Genomic DNA, 18,140 nt, shown 5'->3' on the forward strand with positions numbered 1-18,140 from the left:
GTCGCTCCCATCCGAGCACGCCGTACAGACGTACAGCGTAGCTAACATGGGCTCGGTCGTATTCGTTAATCTACGGCGTTGAACCTCGCCTGCCATTGATGTCAAAGATCGTGTCGCCGGTGCAGGCCCTCCGCTGAGAACCCCAACTCCGCACCGCATCAGTCCCCATGGACCCGCGCCGCGAAACCGGCTTTTTATCGTTTTTTGTTCGCCCCGTTTCCGAAGCGGCTGCAAAAGTACAGCAAGTTTTTCGTCCGTGCAAGTCAGAAGGAAAGTTTTTTCATTTTTCCTCCCGAGCTAAACCCGGGCAAAACCACCGCTCATTCGCGGGGGCCGCAAAGGTAGGCAGACTTCTTTCACTTCTGCAAGCATCTTGAAAGAAACTTTCAAAAGGCTTTTGAAGCACTTTGGTCACCGTCCGAAGCTGCACGTAACCCCCTGGGGGATGTTGTGCGTGCCGGGCAAACCCGGCCTCCGCTCGTTTGCGGGGGCGCAAAAGTACAACGCCTTCCACGACACCCGCAAGCCTACAGATGATTTATTTTCAAATCCTTTCGAGGCGAAGGTTTCAGCGCGCTGTGGCCGTTGCCACATGCGCCAGAACGCTACATACTGCCTGTTAAGGGGGGGCGCACCAATTCGACAAGGACTTGCCAGTGTTGGGGCGCAGGATTGTAAACGCACGGGCATAAGCATGGTTGAACGGGGGACCAATTTTTTTTGATCTGCCCGTATGTGGCCAACACGCCCCGTCCGGCTACCGGAGGACCTCCCCCGTGAAGGTAGCTGCGAAGGTGACGGTAGGTACGGTGGACATCAGCGCAAGTTCCTGCCATAACGAGCTTTCGCCATTTAGAAAGGCCAGCACCCGGTCCGCCGGGTTCTTGCGGAAGAGGTTCACGAATACCTGGTCTCCCGGCAGGGAGTTCTTCTCCAGAATCCTGAGCAGCGTGGCATCGTACAACAGATGACGGTTCGGCCACACCGGCTCTAGACCGATCTGCGGGAAGCGCGCGGCCATGGCGGCCAACTGCCGCTGCAGTCCGTAGAACGTATAGCCCGTCGACGGCCGCGCCGCGCCACCGCCGAGACCTATATATATAAGGTTACCCTGCCGCTGCGGAAAGGGATAGGTGGTCATAGGGATATTTCCGGCTTCCGTTTGCTCTATGCGGTAGCCGCCCCCGGTCCAGTGCTCGCGGATGTAGGTTGTCAGCAAGTCATCGTACTGCTCCGTACGCAGGTGATCGTTACTGAAGATAGCGATCTCCACTACCGCCCGCCGGGCGGTGAAGGGCAGCACGTAGAAGAACCGGGTTTCCCCCAGTTGCGGCGTACGGAAGTCCATAAGCGTTGCCCGTTCCGGATCGAAGACGTCTTCCTCCGTTTCCACGTACCACCCCCGGAAGTGCTGGTCCAGGTAGGGCTGCTTCACCTCGCGGTGATCAAGTGGATGCGGTAGGCTGCTGTACGCCACCCCGGACCGGTAGGCCTTTCCGGCTACCCGGAAGGTGACTTCCTTTCCATCGGTCTTCACGTCCGTTGCCAGTCCCGGCAGCCGCGTCAGCCCGTTGATGCCATCCACTACCCCATTCGCGTATGCGTAGAATTCGGTACTGCGGATCAGCTTATACGTGTAGGGGGCGAGGTCGCAGGTGCAGTGGTCGTTCGTGTTGTGCAGGGTGACCTGGTTCCAGTGCTTGTAGACGATCTCTTCGAAGGGCCCTTCCCCCCGTTCCCAGAAGGACCAGGTGCGGTCGTGGCCGCTTTTCCGCTCGGGATCGACCAGCAATACCTGCTTTCCCGCCAGCTTACCTGCCGTCTGCAGGTGGTACAAAATACTCAGACCCGCCAGTCCACCGCCTAGTACGGCTACGTCGTAGGTCTTCATAGCGCAATATTCAGGACCGCAAAGAAGAACAACTGCGCCAGCAGGTACACCAGCAACAACGGACTCCGGTACCGGATACCCAGCAGCTGCAGCGGCACGGAGATGACAAAGGCTACCAGGGCCCAGACCACGTAGTTCTGTAGCGGGATCTCTCCCCCGCCCCACTGCCAGTAGTCGAGGGTGATGGCAACCGGCTCAATGGCCACATCGTACAGCGCGATCAGCACGCTGGCCAGCGCAGCCACGGCCCATGGTCTGCGTCCTACCACACGTTCCGCCAGGTCGTTAGTCGCCAACGTGAGTACGCACCAGTTGAGCGCAATGACGAAGGGGACGCCCAGCCATTGCCACCACATCGTGGGACCGTAGGCGTATTCGCCGAAGACAGCACCGGTTGCCACCCCCACCGCTTCGGCGGTAAAGGTGAAGCAGTAGGCCACCACCAGCCACCACCACAGGCGTGCGTCGTCGTTGCGGCGGTACAGGCTGTACAGCAATAGTCCGTTGATGACCAACAATAGTCCGTCGGTGGTATAGCGGGTGACCGGCAGCACCGCCGGCAGAGTGTGGGCCAGGGCCCCGGAGGCGTAGGCAAAGAGCAAAAAGCCGGCCAGGTAGCGTTCCCACGAATTGGGTGCGGCGGAAGGATCGTCGATATCGGCCGATAGGGGCTGGGGCAAGGAGTCCGGTTTTGGATCAAGGTAAAGACGCGAGAGCTGCCAAATGGTTTGCCGGGGGAGCTGCCGGTCGTGGCTATCTTGGGCCTTGCCAACTACAAAGTACTCCTTCATGCGCAACCTTTTGAGTTTCCTGCTGGTCGCAATCTGCTTCCTGACCGCCGAAGCCCAGTCCGACTCCTCGTCCGCCGTACGGCCCCCGATCATCGACATCCACGTACACACCATTCCGGTCAACCCGGCCTTCTCGGCCCCGCTCTGTCCCTGGTTCCTGAGCGATATGCCCGGTGCCGACCCCAACGATCAGGCCCCGCCCTTCATGAACGCCGACTGCGTGGATCCCCTGCCCGCCGCCGCCAACGATGCCGAGCTGCAACAGGCTATCCTGGACCGCATCGAAAACATGAACCTGACCCTGGTCGCCTTCGGGGATTCCCGCATTCTCCACAACTGGGTCGATGCCGCCCCCGCCGGCCGCATCCTGCCGGGTATCGGGATCGACACCCGTATGCCGGTAGCGGACTTCCGAGATTCCCTCCGCAGCGGCTTCTACAAGGTAGTGGCCGAGGTGGCTCCGCAATACCAGGGGCTCTCTCCGAGCGATACAATCTTTACGCCCTACTTCTCCGTGGCTGAGGAGTTCAACATTCCGGTGGGTATCCATATGGGCACCGGCGGCAACGGGATGGCCAACCTTACCTCACCCAACTTCCGGGCCTCCCTCGGCAACCCCTTCCTGCTGGAGGACATGCTGGCTCGCCACCCGAAGCTTAAAATTTGGGTCATGCACGCCGGCTACCCCATGGTCGATGAGCTGATCGCGCTTATGGGTGCCAACGCCTACGTGTACCTGGACATCTCCGGCTTTATCTGGAGCTACCCGCTGGACGAGGTACACCACGTGATCCAGCAACTGGTGCGGGCCGGCTTCGGCAAGCGGATCATGTACGGTACCGATTTCCTCTTCTGGCCACGGATGATCGAGACCTCCATCGGCGTGGTACAGAACGCGCGGTACCTGTCTAAAGACCAGAAGCGCGACATCCTCTACAACAACGCGGCCCGCTTCTTCCGATTGGACTAGGCCGGCACCATACAGCATCACCTACTCCACAACTACGTCCAGCCCGAACCGGTCCCGTACTTCGGAGAGGATGCGCTTGCGGTTGGTATATATCAGGTAGCTCCCTAGACCGTAGGGTAGAACCCAGAACAGCACCATGCGCAACCAGGAAGGCCAGTCGGGAAACACGCCGAACAGGTGCGAGCCCCCGGCCATCACCAGGCCAACGTAGCTGAAGCACATCCACATATAGTGGTGGGCGAGCCACTTCCTGCGGTGGCGCAGGAAAAGCGCATAGACCATTCCCATGGACATCGTGACGAGAGAAACCAGGGCCATAATGTGAAACACCCCGAAGCCTCCGAAGAAGTCGTAAATGAACATTGAGGTAATAATCAGGATGAGCATGCTCAACACGTAGATCTTGCCCACCCGCACGTGCGACCTTGTCCCCTTTGCGTTCAGGAAAACGTAGCCGCCGGTTAGCAGAGCGGTGAGTGAGAAGGTCGTGTGGATCAGCGTGACAACGGTCATGACCTAATTTAACGGGCACCGGGCGTCCGGTAAAGGCTAACCGGCGATTAACCGACGGAGGATGCAAATTTTTGGATGAACCTGGCACCTGAGTCCCCGCCGCTTTTAGCAATCCGCCTATAGGAGATTGAAGCGGTGCTTGACGGCGGAGCTGGCCAGCAGGTAGACCTTTCGATGGTCGGCTACCCGGATGCGCCGCTCGGTCACGTGGCGGGCCGGGGCATTGCGGATCTTCTGGAAGAGCTTCGTGTAGTACACGTAGGCGAGGTAGACCCCGAAGCGGGCACTCGGCGGCAACTGTACGATACCGGTATAGGCGTGGTCGAAGTCAGCCTTGATATCGGCCTCGATGGTCGATTTGACGTCGTTGTCAAAGCGATCGTAGTCTACGCCGGGAAAGTACACGCGGCCGCGGTCGTGGTAGTCGGAGCGGATGTCCCGCAGGAAATTGATCTTCTGAAAGGCGGCCCCCAGGGAGCAGGCGGAGGCCTTCAGGCGCTCATACTCTTCGATGTCGCCATCCACGAAGACGCGCAGGCACATCAGTCCCACCACCTCGGCCGATCCGTAGATGTACTCCTTGTACAGGGAGGGGTCGTAGCGGGTGTTGTCGAGGTCCATCTCCATGCTGTCGAGGAACGGGTCGATGAGGTCGCGCCCGATGCCGTAGCGGTGGGCCACCTCCTGGAAGGCTTGCAAGATGGGGTTGAGGCTGATGCCGTGCTCCAGGGCGTGGTAAGTATCCTCCCGAAACCGCTGGAACAACTCCTGTTTGTCCTTGTGGTGGAAGGTGTCGACAATCTCGTCGGCGAAGCGCACGAAGCCGTAGATACCGTAGATGGGCGCCCGCAGGGGCTTGTCGAACACGCGAATACCCATGCTAAAGCTGGTGCTGTAGCGGCGGGTGACCAGGGAGGCGCACTCCCGGCAGACTTGTTGGTAGAGTTTAAGCATGCGCGGGGATAGCCTTGAGGATGTCACGGGCGGCTACTTCACCCGAAATGATACTGGGGGGCATACCGGGACCGGGCGTGGTCAGCTGGCCGGCGTACCAGAGGTTACTTAGTTTTTTGCTGCGGAGCTTGGGTTTGAGGAAGGCCGTCTGCCGCAGGGTATTGGCCAGACCGTAGGCGTTACCGCGGTAGGCATTGTAGTCCTCGCGGAAATCGCGGTGGGCGTAGCCGCGGCGGTAGACGACGTGGGGCCGGATGTCGAAGCCGATCCGCTGGGCGAGCCGGTCGCACATCAGGTTCCAGTAGTGGTCGCGCTTATCGTCGGCTTCGCTAAGGTCGGGGGCCAGGGGCAGGAGGAAGAACATATTCTCACAACCCGCCGGAGCGACGCCCGGATCGGTAACCGACGGCGCGCAGACATAAAAGAGCGGATCCGCGGGCCACTGGGGGTCCTCGTAAATCTCGCGGGCGTGACGGTTGAAGTCGGCATCGAAGAACAGCGTATGGTGGTGCAGCCCCGGCACCTTCCGGTCGAGCCCGACGTAAAAAAGCAAGCTCGAGGGAGCCATCGTGCGGCTGCTCCAGTACGCCTCGTCGTACACCCGGTCGGCCGGATCGAGTACTTCCTGCTCGAAGTGGTGATAATCGGCAGCGTTGACCAGTATGTCCGTGGGATAGACCGTACCGTCGGCGGTAGTGACCGTCCGTACCTCTCCCCCGGCGGTCTGTACGCTGGCTACGGCCTGCCCGGTGACGATCTTCGCGCCCTGCTCCCGCGCCACGGCAGCCATACCCTCGACGATGCGGTGCATGCCACCGAGGGGGTACCAGGTGCCGAGTTCCAGGTCTGCGTAGTTCATAAGGCTGTAGAGCGCCGGGGTGTTAGCGGGAGTAGCGCCCAGGAAAAGTACGGGAAACTCCAGTAACTGAATCAGTTGCGGGTGGGAGAAGAGCCGGCGTACGTAGGTGGCCATGTCGGTCAGCATCTGCAGCCGGAAAACGGACTTCAGCACTCGCGTGTCCGCGAAATCCATGACGCTGTGCCCGGGCTTCTGTACGAACTCGTTGATCCCGACGCGGTACTTGTATTCGGCCTCCTTGAGGAACTTGCGCAGGTTGTCCGAACTGCCCGGTTCCAGGCGCTCGAAGAGGGCAAACAGTTCCGAGGTAGTGGCGGGTACCTCCACGCGGTCCTCCGCCCCGAAGACCACTTCGTAACTGGGGTCCAGCCGCACAAGCTCGTAGTAGTCGGCGGCGCTGTGGCCGAAGGCGCGGAAGAAATCCTCGAATACCTCCGGCATCCAGTACCAGCTGGGCCCCATGTCGAAGGTGAATCCTTCGGCGGTAAATTGACGGGCGCGGCCGCCGATACCTTCGTTCTTTTCCAGGACGGTCACGGAATAACCCGCCCGCCCCAGGTAGGCGGCGGCGGACAATCCGGCAAAACCGGCGCCGATAATGGTAGCATGAAGACTCAAGCAGGCTGGGGATGGTGTATCGCCCTAACACCAATTCCCCGGATGGGTTTATCGGTTGTACGCACTCATGGTATTCGCCAGTCCGTGGGCGCAGAAGCTCAGGCTGGCCTCGGCGGCGTCCTCGATGACCTTGGGCAGGTCGATGCGCTCGTCCGGGGTCCATTCGCTGAGGACGTAATCGGCCTGTTGCCCGGGGTGAAAATCCTTGCCGATGCCGATGCGCAGGCGGGCGTAATTGTTGCCGCCGGTGAGGCGGTCGATGTCCTTAAGGCCGTTGTGGCCGGCGTCGCTGCCCTTGCCCCGCAGGCGCAGGCGCCCGAAGTCGAGGTGGAGGTCGTCCATGACCACCAGCAACCGCTCCTTGGGGATTTTCTCGGCCTGCAGCCAGTAGCGTACGGCCTTGCCACTGAGGTTCATATAGGTGTTGGGCTTGAGCAGCACGATCTGCTTGCCGCGGTGGGTGATGCGCGCAAGGTCGCCGTGGGTATCCGGCTTCCAGTCGTTGGTAATGTCTTCCAGAACCCGGAAGCCGATGTTGTGGCGGGTGTCTTCGTACTTGGGGCCGGGGTTGCCGAGGCCTACGATGAGGAACTTCATGGGACAAAGGTAATGGGTGGAGGGTCTCCAGGCCCGACTACGTGGAGTAGCAAGACATCGCGCCTGGAGGCGCTCAACCCGGGCTTCCCGGCGCCGCAGTACCTTCGCGGCCGATGCAGTTCGACCTACAGCACACCGACTCCGCCACGGCGGCCCGCGCCGGTACCGTAACCACCGACCACGGACAGATACAGACGCCCATCTTCATGCCGGTAGGCACCCTGGGCACGGTGAAGGCCGTCCATCAGCGGGAACTGAAGGAGCAGGTGAAGGCCCAGATCATCCTGGGCAATACCTACCACCTCTACCTGCGGCCCGGCACCGAAGTGCTGGAAGCGGCCGGCGGGCTCCACAAGTTCATGCAATGGGGCGGTCCCATACTCACCGACAGCGGCGGCTACCAGGTCTTCAGCCTCGCCCACCGGCGCAAGATCACCGAGGAGGGCGCCACCTTCGCCAGCCATATCGACGGCAGCAAGCACCTCTTCAGTCCCGAGAGCAGCCTCGGTATCCAGCGCTCCATCGGTGGCGATATCGTCATGGCCTTCGACGAGTGCCCCCCCTACCCCTCCACGCGCAAGTACACCGAAGACAGCATGCACCTCACCCACCGCTGGCTGGAACGCTGCGTGACCTATATGAAAGAGAGCACGCCCCTTTACGGCCACGGCCAGGCGCTCTTCCCCATCGTGCAGGGGGGCAGCTACGACGACCTCCGCCGCCAATCCTGTGAGTTTATCGCCGCCCGGGACCAGCCCGGCAACGCCATCGGCGGACTGTCCGTGGGCGAGCCCATCCCCGACATGTACCGCATTACCGAACTCTGCTGCGAGATCCTGCCGAAGGACAAGCCCCGCTACCTTATGGGCGTCGGCACCCCCGCCAACATCCTGGAGTGCATCGCCCGCGGCGTCGACATGTTCGACTGCGTCCTGCCCAGCCGCAACGCCCGCCACGGGATGCTTTACACCCGCGACGGCATCATCAACATCCGCAACGCCCGCTGGAAGAACGACCACTCCCCCATCGACGACCACCCCGAAGCGGCCCCGACCTCACAGATTCACAGTAAGGCCTACCTCTGCCACCTCCTCCGCTGCAATGAACTGCTCGCCGGTCAGCTGTCCACCCTGCACAACCTCACTTTCTACCTGTCCCTGGTCCGCGAGGCCCGCACGCGCATCCTCGACGGCAGCTTCCTGACATGGAAGAACGATTTAGTCCCCAACCTGGAGCGAAAACTTTAACCCCCTAACAGGGCCGAAGGCCCGTCTACCAGCGGGGAGCAAAGCGACCCGCGTCTACCAGGGCCGAAGGCCCGTCTACCAGCGGGGAGCAAAGCGACCCGCGTCTACCAAGCCCGCCAGGACCGTCTACCAGCAAGGGAGCGCCAGCGACCTTGCGTCTATTAACTACCTTTACGCAAACCCCAAATGACCATGGCCCTGAAATACCGCCGCATCATGCTCAAACTGTCCGGTGAGACCCTCATGGGGGAGCAGCAGTACGGCATCGATCCGAAAATGCTGGAGTACTACACCAAGCAGATCAAGGAGCTGATCGACATCGGCGTCGAAGTAGCGGTCGTCATCGGGGGCGGCAACATCTTCCGCGGCCTTTCCGCCGCCGAGTCGGGCGTGGAGCGGACCCAGGGCGACTACATGGGGATGCTGGCCACCGTGATCAACGGCATGGCCCTGCAGAGCATGATGGAGACACTGGGCGTCTATACCCGCCTGATCTCCGCCATCGAAATGCAGCAGATCGCCGAGCCCTACATCCGCCGGCGCGCCATCCGTCACCTGGAAAAGGGCCGCGTGGTCATCTTCAGCGGCGGCACGGGCAACCCCTACTTCACCACCGACAGCGCCGCCGCCCTGCGCGCCAATGAGATCGGCGCCGAGGTCATTCTCAAGGGCACCCGTGTCGACGGCATCTACACCGCCGACCCGGAAAAGGACCCCTCCGCCACGAAGTACGACCGCATCTCTTTCCGCGAAGTGATGAACAAGAACCTCCGCGTCATGGACCAGGCCGCCTTCGCCCTCTGCGCCGAGAACGACCTGCCGATCATCGTCTTCGACATCAACGAGCCCAGCAACCTGCGCAAGATCATGTTCGGGGAATCCGTCGGCACCCTGGTCTCTAACGGGGCCGCCGCCGCTCAAGCGCCAGCATAGCCCGCCCAAGCCGCCCGAAGAAGGGCATCCCGATCTCCTCGTATTCGTACACGCCGTCGTTGTAGATGCCGTTGGCGTTGGTGTGGATGCGCCCCGCCAGGATGAATTCCACTTCTCCGTCGGTGATGTAGGCCACGTCCGTTAGATAGCCGTAGGCCCACCCTACTTTGTTGAGGATACGGACGTTGTCCGGTATCCGGTAATCCTCCGGCCGGTCGCCGTAGATCCAGAATTTCACGTAGTTGTCGGGCTTGTCGTAGCGGGGAAAGTCACTCTCCCGCGGCCGCTCCGCCATGGCCCGCCGCAGCAGGGCGTAGTCGGCGTCGGTAAGCCGGAAGGGGTCGGCCACCGCCCCGGGCACCACCACCCGCAGCAGGATATCGTGGAGGTTACGCAGCGACAGGTAGTTCTTGTGGCTGAAGTCGAAGGGTTCATTGACCAGGCTGTCCCCCGCCGTGTAGCCCACGCCGCGCCGCTGTCCGGTGATGCCGGGCAGGGGGTCGTAATAGTCGTCGTACCGCTCCCCGATCTGGTACAGGCTTTCGTAGCCCGCCGCGAAGCGGACGGGGTTGAGGTAGCGATGCGAGAGCGTATCGAAGCCGCCCACGCCCACGCGGTGCAGGATCCGTCCGCCGGTGATCCCCACCTGCTGCAGGGAATTATTGATATAAGTTGGCCCCAGCCACTCGAAGAGTCGATTGTAGGCGTCGTTGTCGCTGGTCAGGAAGATCTTCCGGACGTAGTGGCCCACGCTCGGCAGCCCGTTGGCACTGCTCGTATCCCGGTCCACCGGGGTCTGTGGCGCGGACGCGGGTGCGGTGCCGGCACCGTGATACATCGGGGTGTGGCTATCCATCCCGATCACCCCCAGTTCATTCAGCCGTTGCAGGGCCAGCACGGCTACGGGTAGCTTGACGGTGCTGGCCGGGTAGTAGTAGTCGGTGGAGTCGCCCCAGTGAAAGGTGGTCAACTTGACTTCGCCGCCGGGCAGGCGATCGATCCGGGTGTAGAGCACCTCGATCTGGTACTGCTGGGGGGAGTCGACCCAGGGAATACTGTCGCGGATCGATTCGATGACCCCGTCCAGCGGGCTCGACTGAGCGACCAGGCACGTCGGAGCGGTCAGCACCGTCAGCAACACGATCAGCAGCGGGAGTAGTTGCGGCATCCCCAAATATACCTTCCGCCGGTCAGCACGTAATGGGCAGAAACCTGGCCACTTACCTTCCGGACCACAACTGGAGCGGGCTGGATGTCCTTACAACCGAAGACCGATCCGGAGCAGGGCATCCACGTTACTTTCCAGTGTATTGTCGTATGCGCGAGCAGCCAGGCGCAGGCCTAGGAGTACCCGGTCGGTAACGGTGTAAGTGTGATCTACGTACACCGCTCCACCGAATCCCCCGCGACGCTCATTTTCATACGTGGCGTGAACCACCTCTCCGTTTACCGTAGTTACCGTTGAACGCGCGGGGCTATCGACTGTAAGGTAACTGCCTGCCACACCGAGACGGAAGTCGTGCTTTCGTTGGTTGGTAAAGGGAGAGATGAACACTCCGACGTCGGAACGAAGAAAGGTGATCTTTGGTGAGAACTCCCCGGCGTCGCTGTCCGCGGCTCCCACGCTCCCCGCCAGGGTGAAGTACCGGTTGAGGGTGAAGTTGACCTCTCCCTCTACGCTGGCAATCACCCTGCTGTGCAGGGTCAGCAAGGTACTGCCGGCCCCAAATCGTACATCCCACCGGTGGTCTTGCGCGCTCGCCTCCGGTCGTATAAAGAGGAAGGAACAAAGCAGGAGTAGATAGCGAACTGCTGAGACCATAGTGGCGGGGTTTTCGGATTAAGGCAGGGGGTTGCAGAACGTATCCTGCTCGGCTAAAAGTAACGCGTTACTTTCCGAATCCCCCGTTTACCGTAAATATTCTCCGTCCACCATGCGCAGGATAGACAAGGGGTTGTCGTCCCGCAGCGCGGGGGGCAGCAAACTCTCCGGAAAGCCCTGGTAGCATACGGGCCGGGCAAATCGCAGGATCGCGCGGGTGCCCACCGAGGTCGTCCGACTGTCGGTAGTGGCGGGGTACGGGCCGCCGTGAACCATGGCGTGGCAGACTTCGACGCCGGTCGGAAAATTATTGACGATCAATCGCCCGGCCTTGCTTTCCAGAATGCTGACCAAGTCGCTATGCGCCTCGAGGTCTTCCGGGGTGCCGAACAGCGTCACGGTCAGGTGACCGCCGAGTCGACGGGCGCTTTCCAGCAACTGTTCCCGCGAGGCCCCGCCGATGAGTACGCTGGAGGGGCCGAATACTTCTTCCTCCAGGTCCGTGTTCGCCAGGTAGCGCTCGATGGAGGTAGTGAACAGGCGTGCTCGGCCGGTGTACCCGACGTTGCCTTCCGCCCCCTCTCCGACCAGTTCTACCCGCTCGGCCCCGCGGAGACGGGACACGCCCGTTTCGTAGGCGTCGCGGATCCGCTCGTTGAGCATCACGGCCGCGTCGACCCCCTTAAATTCCGAAGCAACCGCTTCAGTAAAGGCATCCGTATCCCCACTCGGCGGCAGGAACACGAGGCCCGGATTCGTACAGAACTGCCCCACCCCGAGGGTCACGGACTGGGTAAGGCCCTTGGCGATCTCGTCGCGGCGCTCGCGCAGGGCATTGGGGAGAATAAAGACCGGATTCGTACTACCCATCTCGGCATAAACGGGGATCGGCTGCTCCCGCTGGTTGGCCGCGCGGAAAAGCGCGGTACCGCCCCCGTAGGAGCCGGTAAAGCCGATGGCCTGGATGGCGGGATGCTCCACCAGCCAGGTACCGGAATCGTGGGAATCGCCCTGGACCAGGGAGAAGGTGCCGGCGGGCAGCCCGCACTTCTCCACCGCCCGGCCGATAGCCGTGGCGATCAGTTCACAGGTGCCGGGATGACTCGGATGCCCCTTCGCGACTACCGGACAACCCGCCGCCAGCGCCGAAGCGGTATCGCCGCCCGCCACGGAGAAGGCCAGGGGGAAATTGCTGGCTCCGAAAACTCCCACGGGGCCAAGGGGCCGCAGCATGGACCGGACGTCGGGCTTGGGTAGAGGCTCGCGATCCGGCTGAGCGCGATCGATGCGGGCGTCCACCCACGATCCTTCCTCCACCAAGTCGGCGAAGAGGCGCAGCTGACCTACCGTCCGGCCCCGCTCCCCCTGGATGCGACCGGCCGGCAAACCGGACTCCGCGGAGCACCGCTCCACGAGGGTGTCGCCGAGCGCCATAATTTCATCCGCAACGGTGCGCAGGAAAGCCGCCCGTTCCTGGGGGGTGATATCCCGGTAGCTGGAAAAAGCTTCCGCGGCGGCACGAGCGGCACGGTTGACTTCCGCTTCGGTGGCCGCGTGAAAATCGGTGGGTAGTTTCTCGCCGGTAGCGGGATTGACACCGCGGAAGGTGCGGGAGCCGGCGGCGCTCGTTTCGCCGGCGATAAAGTTCTTTCCTGTAAGGGTCATGCTACGGTATTTATGAGGGTTCCGATGGGTTCTATGGTAATGCGGATCTCGTCGCCGCTATGCAGCGTAAAGTCCGTATCCGGCACGATCCCGGTGCCCGTCATCAACAGGCAGCCGTGGGGGAAGGAGCACTCCCGGAAAAGGTAATCCACCAGTTCCGGCGGTTGCCGCTTCATCTGCCCCAGCGTCGTGGTGCCCTCGAAGACGTTCGCTCCGCTCCGGAGTACGCTCATGCTGATGGTCGTCTCGGCAGCTAACGGCTGTTTCGTGACCAGGATACAGGGACCCAAGCCGGCACAGGCGTCGAAAGTTTTCGCCTGGGGGAGATAAAGCGGGTTTTCCCCCTCAATGCTGCGGGAGCTCATGTCGTTGCCGATGGTGTAGCCGACGATCTTTCCGTTGGCGGTGACGACGAGGGTGAGTTCCGGCTCCGGCACGTCCCAGGTGGAATCCTTCCGGATGCGGACTTTCCCTCCCGACCCTACCGTCCGGGCGGAGGTAGCCTTGAAGAAGAGTTCCGGCCGGTCGGCCACGTACACCCGCTCGTAGAAGGTGCCGCCGCCCGCCTTTTCGGATTCCTCCTGCCGCGCCAGCTTGCTGTTGAAGTAGGTGACCCCACTGGCCCAGACCTCCTGAAGGCCGGCCGCTACGCTCAATTGAGCAGCCCCTTGCACCTGCGCACCGCCGCCCGCTGGTTGATCGATGGCGGCCAGTTTGTCGTAGAGGTTATCGTCGTTGATGAATTCGGTCCAGTCGGCGTCGATGCGGTGGACCTTGCCTTCCTTTTCCAGTACGATGGCATCGGGGGTACGGTAGAGTTTCATTAGTTGGTAGCGTTGCGGATCATCCGGCGATGAGGTGGATTAGAAAGAGGGTGACGGCGGCGGTGGTGCCGAGGACCAGCGACGAGAGGGTCATGAAGCGGTAGCCCGACTTGACGTCCATGCCCGACAGGCGGGTGACCACCCAGAAAAAACTGTCGTTGGCGTGGGAGACCACCGCAGAGCCCGCGCCGATGGCCACGACCACCAGCGCCCGGTCGAGGTCGCCGGTGAAGCCCAGGTCGCCGAGCATGGGCGCGACGATGGAGGCGGTGGTGATGAGGGCGACCGTGGAAGAACCCTGGGCCGTCTTGATGGAGGCCGCCAGCAGGAAGGGCAGCCAGATACTGAGATTTGCTCCGGCGAGCGCCTGCCCGAGGACTTCGGCGATGCCGGAGTCGCGCAGGATCTGGCCGAATACGCCCCCCGCGCCGGTGATGAGCAGGATGGAGGCTGCACCGGTGAGGGCCTTGCCGATCCAGCCGTCGGTGGAGAACATGTCACGCTCCAGGCGCTTGGGCAGGAGAAGGGAGAGCAGGCAGCCGATCAGTAGCGCGATGAAGGGCTCGCCCAGGAAAAAGACGATGCGGGGCCCGAGCGGCAGACTGCCGTAGCCTTCGGCCTCGTAGCCGAACGAAAGCAGTAGCGAGCGTACCACGATCAGAATGATCGGTACGAAGATCGGCACCGACGACAGCAGCGCGCCGGGGGCCTGCCGCATGCGCGCGTCGATCTCTTCCGGCGTGACCTCCGGCGCCGGGTCGATCCAGTGGGGCGCGACGAAACGGTGGACGAACAGCAGGGTCACCCCGAGGGCCAGCAGGCTGACGGGAATGCCGAGCAGCAACACCATGCCCAGGTCAGCCTCCAGGTAGTAAGCCGCCGCGATCGGTCCCGGGGTAGGCGGCACCATGGTGTGGGCGGCCATCAGTCCCATGGCCAGGGCGATCGCGGTGCCGGCCAGCGACAGACCGGCCTTCTTGGACAGGCTGCGGTTGAGGGGGGCCAGCAGCATGAAGCCGCTGTCGGCGAAGACCGGAATGGAGACCACCCAGCCGATGAGGCCCATGGCCAGCGTGACCCGCTTGCGCCCCGCGGCCCGCAGCACGCGCTCGGCCAGGGCGTAGGCCCCGCCGGTATTCTCGAGAAAGGCGCCGATGATGACCCCGAGGATAATGATCAGTCCGATGCCCCCGAGGGTGTTCCCGAAACCCTGGTTGACCGAGGCCACCACCAGGTCCAACGGCATGCCCGCCAGTATGCCGTACCCGATCGCCACCAGCATCAGCGCCACGAAGGGGTGGACATCGAGCTTCGCAGTGAGGTAGATGATGACGGCGACGCTGAGCAGCAGGAGGAGGACGGTCAGCATGGCGGATCAGTGCAGGTCACGATCCACGGTGGAGCCGGACTTGCCGGTGAGGATGTCCAGGTCCGCCCCCAGTTCGGCCTGCTCCACGTGGTCGAGGTAGACGCGCACCCAGCCGCGGGTGGCCCGTGGTGGCGGGGCTACCCAGGCTTCCTTACGCCGGGCGAGTTCTTCGTCGGTGATCTCGAGGCGGAGCAGGCGCGCCTCGACATCCAGCGTGATGAGGTCTCCGTCTTGCACAACGGCCAGCGTGCCGCCGACGGTCGACTCAGGCGAGACGTGCAGCACCACCGTGCCGTAGGCCGTGCCGCTCATGCGGCCGTCGGAGATACGGACCATATCCTTCACCCCCTGCTGTATCAGTTTATGGGGAAGGTCGACGTTACCCACCTCCGGCATGCCGGGGTAGCCCTTAGGCCCGACGCCCTTGAGGACGATCACGCAGTCGGCGTCGATGTCGAGGTCGGGCATATCGATGCGGGCGTGGTAGTCCTCCATGCTCTCGAAGACCACCGCGCGCCCGGTGTGCTTCATCAGGCGGGGGGTGGCGGCGCTCGGTTTGATGACGGCCCCGTTTTCGCAGAGGTTGCCCCGCAGCACGGCGATACCGGCGCTGTCCTGCAGCGGCTCCGAGCGGGAGCGGATGACGTCGCGGTTGTAGCAGGTGGCGGTGCGGCAGTTCTCGGCCAGTCCCTGGCCGTTAGCGGTGATGGCGTCGCCGTGCAGCAGGTCGCCGAGTTCACGCATGACAACCGAAAGACCCCCGGCGTAGTAGAAATCCTCCATCAGGAATTTCCCCGACGGCATGAGGTTGACGAGCAGCGGCACGCCGCTTCCGAGGCGGTCGAAGTCGTCCAGCACCAGGTCTACGCCGATCCGCCGGGCGATGGCGGTGAGGTGGATGATGAGGTTCGTGGAACCACCCACGGCGGCGTTGGTGACGATGGCGTTCTCGAAGGCCTGCCGGGTGAGTATCTTGGACATGGTAAGGTCCTCGCGCACCATCTCGACGATGCGGCGGCCGGAGAGCTGCTGCATCACCCGCTTGCGGGAATCCGCAGCGGGAATGGACGCGATACCGGGCAGCGTCAGGCCCAGGGCCTCGCTCATGACTGCCATGGTGGAGGCGGTCCCCATCGTATTGCAGTGCCCGATGCTGCGGGCGGCGCAGATCTCCGCTTCCCGCATGTCGTCGGCGCCGAAGGCCTCGTTGGTCTGCTTCTCCTTGATCATCCAGTTGAAGGAGCCGGAGCCGATGGTTTCCCCGCGGAAGCGGCCGTTGAGCATGGGCCCGCCCGGCACTACGATGGTGGGCAGGTCGACGCTGCAGGCGCCCATGATCGTGGAGGGGGTGGTTTTGTCGCAGCCGGTGAGCAGCACGATGCCGTCGAGGGGGTTGGCGCGGATGGACTCCTCGGTGTCCATACTCGCCAGGTTGCGGAAGAGCATGGTGGTGGGCCGCATAATGGTCTCCCCGAGCGACATAACTGGGAACTCCAGCGGGAAGCCGCCCGCCTCGATTACCCCGCGCTTGACCTGCTCGGCGACCTCACGGAGGTGGCCGTTGCAGGGGGTCAGGTCGGACCAGGTATTGCAGATGCCGATGACGGGCTTGCCGCGGAAGTAATCGTCGGGGTAGCCCTGGTTCCGCATCCAGGAACGGTGGACGAAGCCCATCTTGTCGTTGCCGCCGAACCATTCCTGGCTCCTGAGCTGTTGTGGCTTGCTGTTCTTTTCTTGCATGATCGTGGATAAGATAGCCCGCCTTCCATAGGTGGGAGGGCGATCGCTATTTTTTACGGCTGCCGGGTACGGCCAGGATGGCGTCTACCGCGGGCTTAGGCGATCCGTCGCGGTTAAAGGGAAGCACGTAATTGGTGCGGTTGGGTATGGGGTAGTCGTTCTTCCAGGACATATCGTCGGTGATCCCCCAGAAGGTGACGCGGTCGATCTTGTCGCGCCGGTCGTAGAAGATTTCGAACAGCTCCCGGTAGCGGTCGGTCAGTTGCTGCTGTACGCTGTCGGGCAGGCCTTCGGCGTAGGGGTCGAGGTACTCCTTGAACTCCTCCAGCTGGAACTGCGGGTGCATCATGCCGGTACCGATGATCTGGCCTTCGCGGGTCAGGGGCAGCACGTCTACGTCCAGCTCGGTGATCATCACCTTCACGCCCAGGGAAGCGAAGGAATCGATGGCCGCCTCGATGTACTCATTCTTCGGGAAGTTGAGTCCCCAGTGGCCCTGGATGCCGACGCCGTCGATGCGGATGCCCTCGGCCTGCAGCATGCGTACCATCCGCATGATGCCGTCCCGCTTGGCGGGCCGCCAGGCGTTGAAATCGTTGTAGTACAGCTCCGTATCCGGGCTGTACTGCTCGGCGTAGCGGAAGGCGAGTTTTACCAGCGTATCGCCGTTGCCGATGCCCTCCACCCAGGTGGTCGGCCGGTAGGAGCCGTCGTTGTCGATCACCTCATTGACCACGTCCCAGGCGTCCACCCCACCGGCGTAGCGACCCGCCACGGCCTCGATGTGGGAGCGCAGGCGCTCGGCCTGCTGTTCGGGGGTATTGGGTTCGCCGGCTTCGTTGGTGAAGAACCAGCCCGGGGTCTGGTTATGCCAGATCAGGGTGTGTCCCACGATAAACATATCATGCTCCTTGCCGAAGGCGACGTAGTCGTCGGCGTTCCGCCAGTCGTAGACGCCGGGCGCGGGATTGATGCGCTCGGCCTTCATGGCGTTCTCGACCGTGAGGGCGTTAAACTCCCGCAGGACGATAGTGGTGGTGGCGCTGTCCGCTCCGGAGACGATTCCGGGATTGACGGCCGTGCCCATCTTGAAGGCCCCCGCGTAGGCCTCCTTTAGGGTGGAGGGGGCTGCACCGGCAGCCGCCTGGGAAAGCAGGTAGTAGGGCATCGTCAATGCGAGGAAATAAAGTAGGCAGGTTTGCATGAGCGAGAAAGTAAGCGATAGTACCATCGATCACCTCGAAGACAATCGATGGCATAGAAAGCTGTAAGTTAATGGCCCGAGAGCGACCCGTCAAATAGCGTAGGAGAAGTCTGGCAGCAAATGGTCATTTAGACAATTAAGCG

Annotated in this window: 16 protein-coding genes; 3 read left to right on the plus strand and 13 right to left on the minus strand. The window is 62.4% G+C overall.

The genetic code is table 11. The features are described from left to right. Positions 1-757: 757 nt before the first annotated feature. Entirely contained in the window at positions 758-1,891 is a 1,134-nt protein-coding gene (locus DQG19_RS17255; protein ID WP_116127546.1) for a lycopene cyclase family protein, read from the minus strand. Next, entirely contained in the window at positions 1,888-2,571 is a 684-nt protein-coding gene (locus DQG19_RS17260; RefSeq protein ID WP_232826551.1) for a carotenoid biosynthesis protein, read from the minus strand. Before DQG19_RS17260 ends, DQG19_RS17255 begins: the two co-directional genes overlap by 4 nt. Before the next feature lie 109 nt (positions 2,572-2,680). On the opposite strand from DQG19_RS17260, the gene DQG19_RS17265 reads away from it, so the two are divergent. Next, positions 2,681-3,652: an amidohydrolase family protein gene (locus DQG19_RS17265; RefSeq protein ID WP_116127548.1), complete on the plus strand. Its 972-nt coding sequence runs from the start codon at positions 2,681-2,683 to the stop codon at positions 3,650-3,652. 21 nt (positions 3,653-3,673) lie between these two features. Here DQG19_RS17265 and DQG19_RS17270 read toward each other — a convergent pair whose 3' ends face one another. From DQG19_RS17270 to pth, 4 genes are all read right to left on the minus strand, one after another. Then, entirely contained in the window at positions 3,674-4,165 is a 492-nt protein-coding gene (locus tag DQG19_RS17270; protein WP_116127549.1) for a DUF2306 domain-containing protein, read from the minus strand. A gap of 117 nt (positions 4,166-4,282) precedes the next feature. After that, positions 4,283-5,119 carry a phytoene/squalene synthase family protein gene (locus tag DQG19_RS17275; protein WP_116127550.1) on the minus strand — a complete coding sequence of 279 codons (837 nt, stop codon included), beginning with the start codon at positions 5,117-5,119 and terminating at the stop codon, positions 4,283-4,285. Next, positions 5,112-6,596, minus strand: a complete 1,485-nt coding sequence (locus tag DQG19_RS17280; protein WP_116127551.1) for a phytoene desaturase family protein — start codon at positions 6,594-6,596, stop codon at positions 5,112-5,114. The genes DQG19_RS17275 and DQG19_RS17280 overlap by 8 nt, the downstream gene beginning before the upstream one ends. 48 nt (positions 6,597-6,644) lie before the next feature. Continuing rightward, positions 6,645-7,193, minus strand: a complete 549-nt coding sequence (pth, locus tag DQG19_RS17285; protein WP_116127552.1) for an aminoacyl-tRNA hydrolase — start codon at positions 7,191-7,193, stop codon at positions 6,645-6,647. A gap of 113 nt (positions 7,194-7,306) precedes the next feature. On the opposite strand from pth, the gene tgt reads away from it, so the two are divergent. Together tgt and pyrH are read left to right on the plus strand one after the other, a co-directional pair. Next, positions 7,307-8,440: a tRNA guanosine(34) transglycosylase Tgt gene (gene tgt / locus DQG19_RS17290; RefSeq protein ID WP_116127553.1), complete on the plus strand. Its 1,134-nt coding sequence runs from the start codon at positions 7,307-7,309 to the stop codon at positions 8,438-8,440. A 192-nt stretch (positions 8,441-8,632) separates the two neighbouring features. Further along, the gene (gene pyrH, locus DQG19_RS17295; RefSeq protein ID WP_198661791.1) at positions 8,633-9,373 is read left to right on the plus strand and encodes a UMP kinase; all 741 of its coding nucleotides are present in this window, start codon (positions 8,633-8,635) and stop codon (positions 9,371-9,373) included. Here pyrH and DQG19_RS17300 read toward each other — a convergent pair. From DQG19_RS17300 to DQG19_RS17330, 7 genes are all read right to left on the minus strand, one after another. After that, positions 9,339-10,541, minus strand: coding sequence for a serine hydrolase (locus tag DQG19_RS17300; RefSeq protein ID WP_116127554.1), 1,203 nt, complete (start codon positions 10,539-10,541; stop codon positions 9,339-9,341). The two genes, pyrH and DQG19_RS17300, sit on opposite strands and share 35 nt — an antisense overlap. Positions 10,542-10,631: 90 nt before the next feature. Then, on the minus strand, positions 10,632-11,195 hold the full coding sequence (locus DQG19_RS17305) for a hypothetical protein (RefSeq protein ID WP_116127555.1): 564 nt from the start codon (positions 11,193-11,195) through the stop codon (positions 10,632-10,634). 87 nt (positions 11,196-11,282) lie between these two features. Beyond that, the gene (locus tag DQG19_RS17310) at positions 11,283-12,860 is read right to left on the minus strand and encodes an aldehyde dehydrogenase (NADP(+)) (RefSeq protein ID WP_116127556.1); all 1,578 of its coding nucleotides are present in this window, start codon (positions 12,858-12,860) and stop codon (positions 11,283-11,285) included. Further along, on the minus strand, positions 12,857-13,684 hold the full coding sequence (locus tag DQG19_RS17315; protein WP_116127557.1) for a fumarylacetoacetate hydrolase family protein: 828 nt from the start codon (positions 13,682-13,684) through the stop codon (positions 12,857-12,859). The genes DQG19_RS17310 and DQG19_RS17315 overlap by 4 nt, the downstream gene beginning before the upstream one ends. A 19-nt stretch (positions 13,685-13,703) precedes the next feature. Continuing rightward, the gene (locus DQG19_RS17320) at positions 13,704-15,053 is read right to left on the minus strand and encodes a GntP family permease (RefSeq protein ID WP_116127558.1); all 1,350 of its coding nucleotides are present in this window, start codon (positions 15,051-15,053) and stop codon (positions 13,704-13,706) included. A 6-nt stretch (positions 15,054-15,059) separates the two neighbouring features. After that, entirely contained in the window at positions 15,060-16,793 is a 1,734-nt protein-coding gene (locus tag DQG19_RS17325) for an IlvD/Edd family dehydratase (protein WP_116127559.1), read from the minus strand. Between the two features lie 46 nt (positions 16,794-16,839). Beyond that, a complete protein-coding gene (locus DQG19_RS17330) occupies positions 16,840-17,961 on the minus strand; it encodes an endo-1,4-beta-xylanase (protein ID WP_116127560.1) in 1,122 nt (373 codons plus the stop codon). Positions 17,962-18,140: the final 179 nt, after the last annotated feature.

The organism is Lewinella sp. IMCC34183, assembly GCF_003390915.1.
Lineage (GTDB): Bacteria > Bacteroidota > Bacteroidia > Chitinophagales > Saprospiraceae > Neolewinella.

Excerpts from the sequence above, each read along its gene's own strand:
- pth (WP_116127552.1), bottom strand. The coding sequence starts at position 7,193 with ATGAAGTTCCTCATCGTAGGCCTCGGCAACCCCGGCCCCAAGTACGAA.
- DQG19_RS17300 (WP_116127554.1), bottom strand. The coding sequence starts at position 10,541 with ATGCCGCAACTACTCCCGCTGCTGATCGTGTTGCTGACGGTGCTGACC.
- tgt (WP_116127553.1), top strand. The coding sequence starts at position 7,307 with ATGCAGTTCGACCTACAGCACACCGACTCCGCCACGGCGGCCCGCGCC.
- DQG19_RS17275 (WP_116127550.1), bottom strand. The coding sequence starts at position 5,119 with ATGCTTAAACTCTACCAACAAGTCTGCCGGGAGTGCGCCTCCCTGGTC.
- DQG19_RS17325 (WP_116127559.1), bottom strand. The coding sequence starts at position 16,793 with ATGCAAGAAAAGAACAGCAAGCCACAACAGCTCAGGAGCCAGGAATGG.
- DQG19_RS17320 (WP_116127558.1), bottom strand. The coding sequence starts at position 15,053 with ATGCTGACCGTCCTCCTCCTGCTGCTCAGCGTCGCCGTCATCATCTAC.
- DQG19_RS17255 (WP_116127546.1), bottom strand. The coding sequence starts at position 1,891 with ATGAAGACCTACGACGTAGCCGTACTAGGCGGTGGACTGGCGGGTCTG.
- DQG19_RS17305 (WP_116127555.1), bottom strand. The coding sequence starts at position 11,195 with ATGGTCTCAGCAGTTCGCTATCTACTCCTGCTTTGTTCCTTCCTCTTT.
- DQG19_RS17330 (WP_116127560.1), bottom strand. The coding sequence starts at position 17,961 with ATGCCCTACTACCTGCTTTCCCAGGCGGCTGCCGGTGCAGCCCCCTCC.
- DQG19_RS17315 (WP_116127557.1), bottom strand. The coding sequence starts at position 13,684 with ATGAAACTCTACCGTACCCCCGATGCCATCGTACTGGAAAAGGAAGGC.
- DQG19_RS17310 (WP_116127556.1), bottom strand. The coding sequence starts at position 12,860 with ATGACCCTTACAGGAAAGAACTTTATCGCCGGCGAAACGAGCGCCGCC.
- DQG19_RS17270 (WP_116127549.1), bottom strand. The coding sequence starts at position 4,165 with ATGACCGTTGTCACGCTGATCCACACGACCTTCTCACTCACCGCTCTG.
- DQG19_RS17265 (WP_116127548.1), top strand. The coding sequence starts at position 2,681 with ATGCGCAACCTTTTGAGTTTCCTGCTGGTCGCAATCTGCTTCCTGACC.
- pyrH (WP_198661791.1), top strand. The coding sequence starts at position 8,633 with ATGGCCCTGAAATACCGCCGCATCATGCTCAAACTGTCCGGTGAGACC.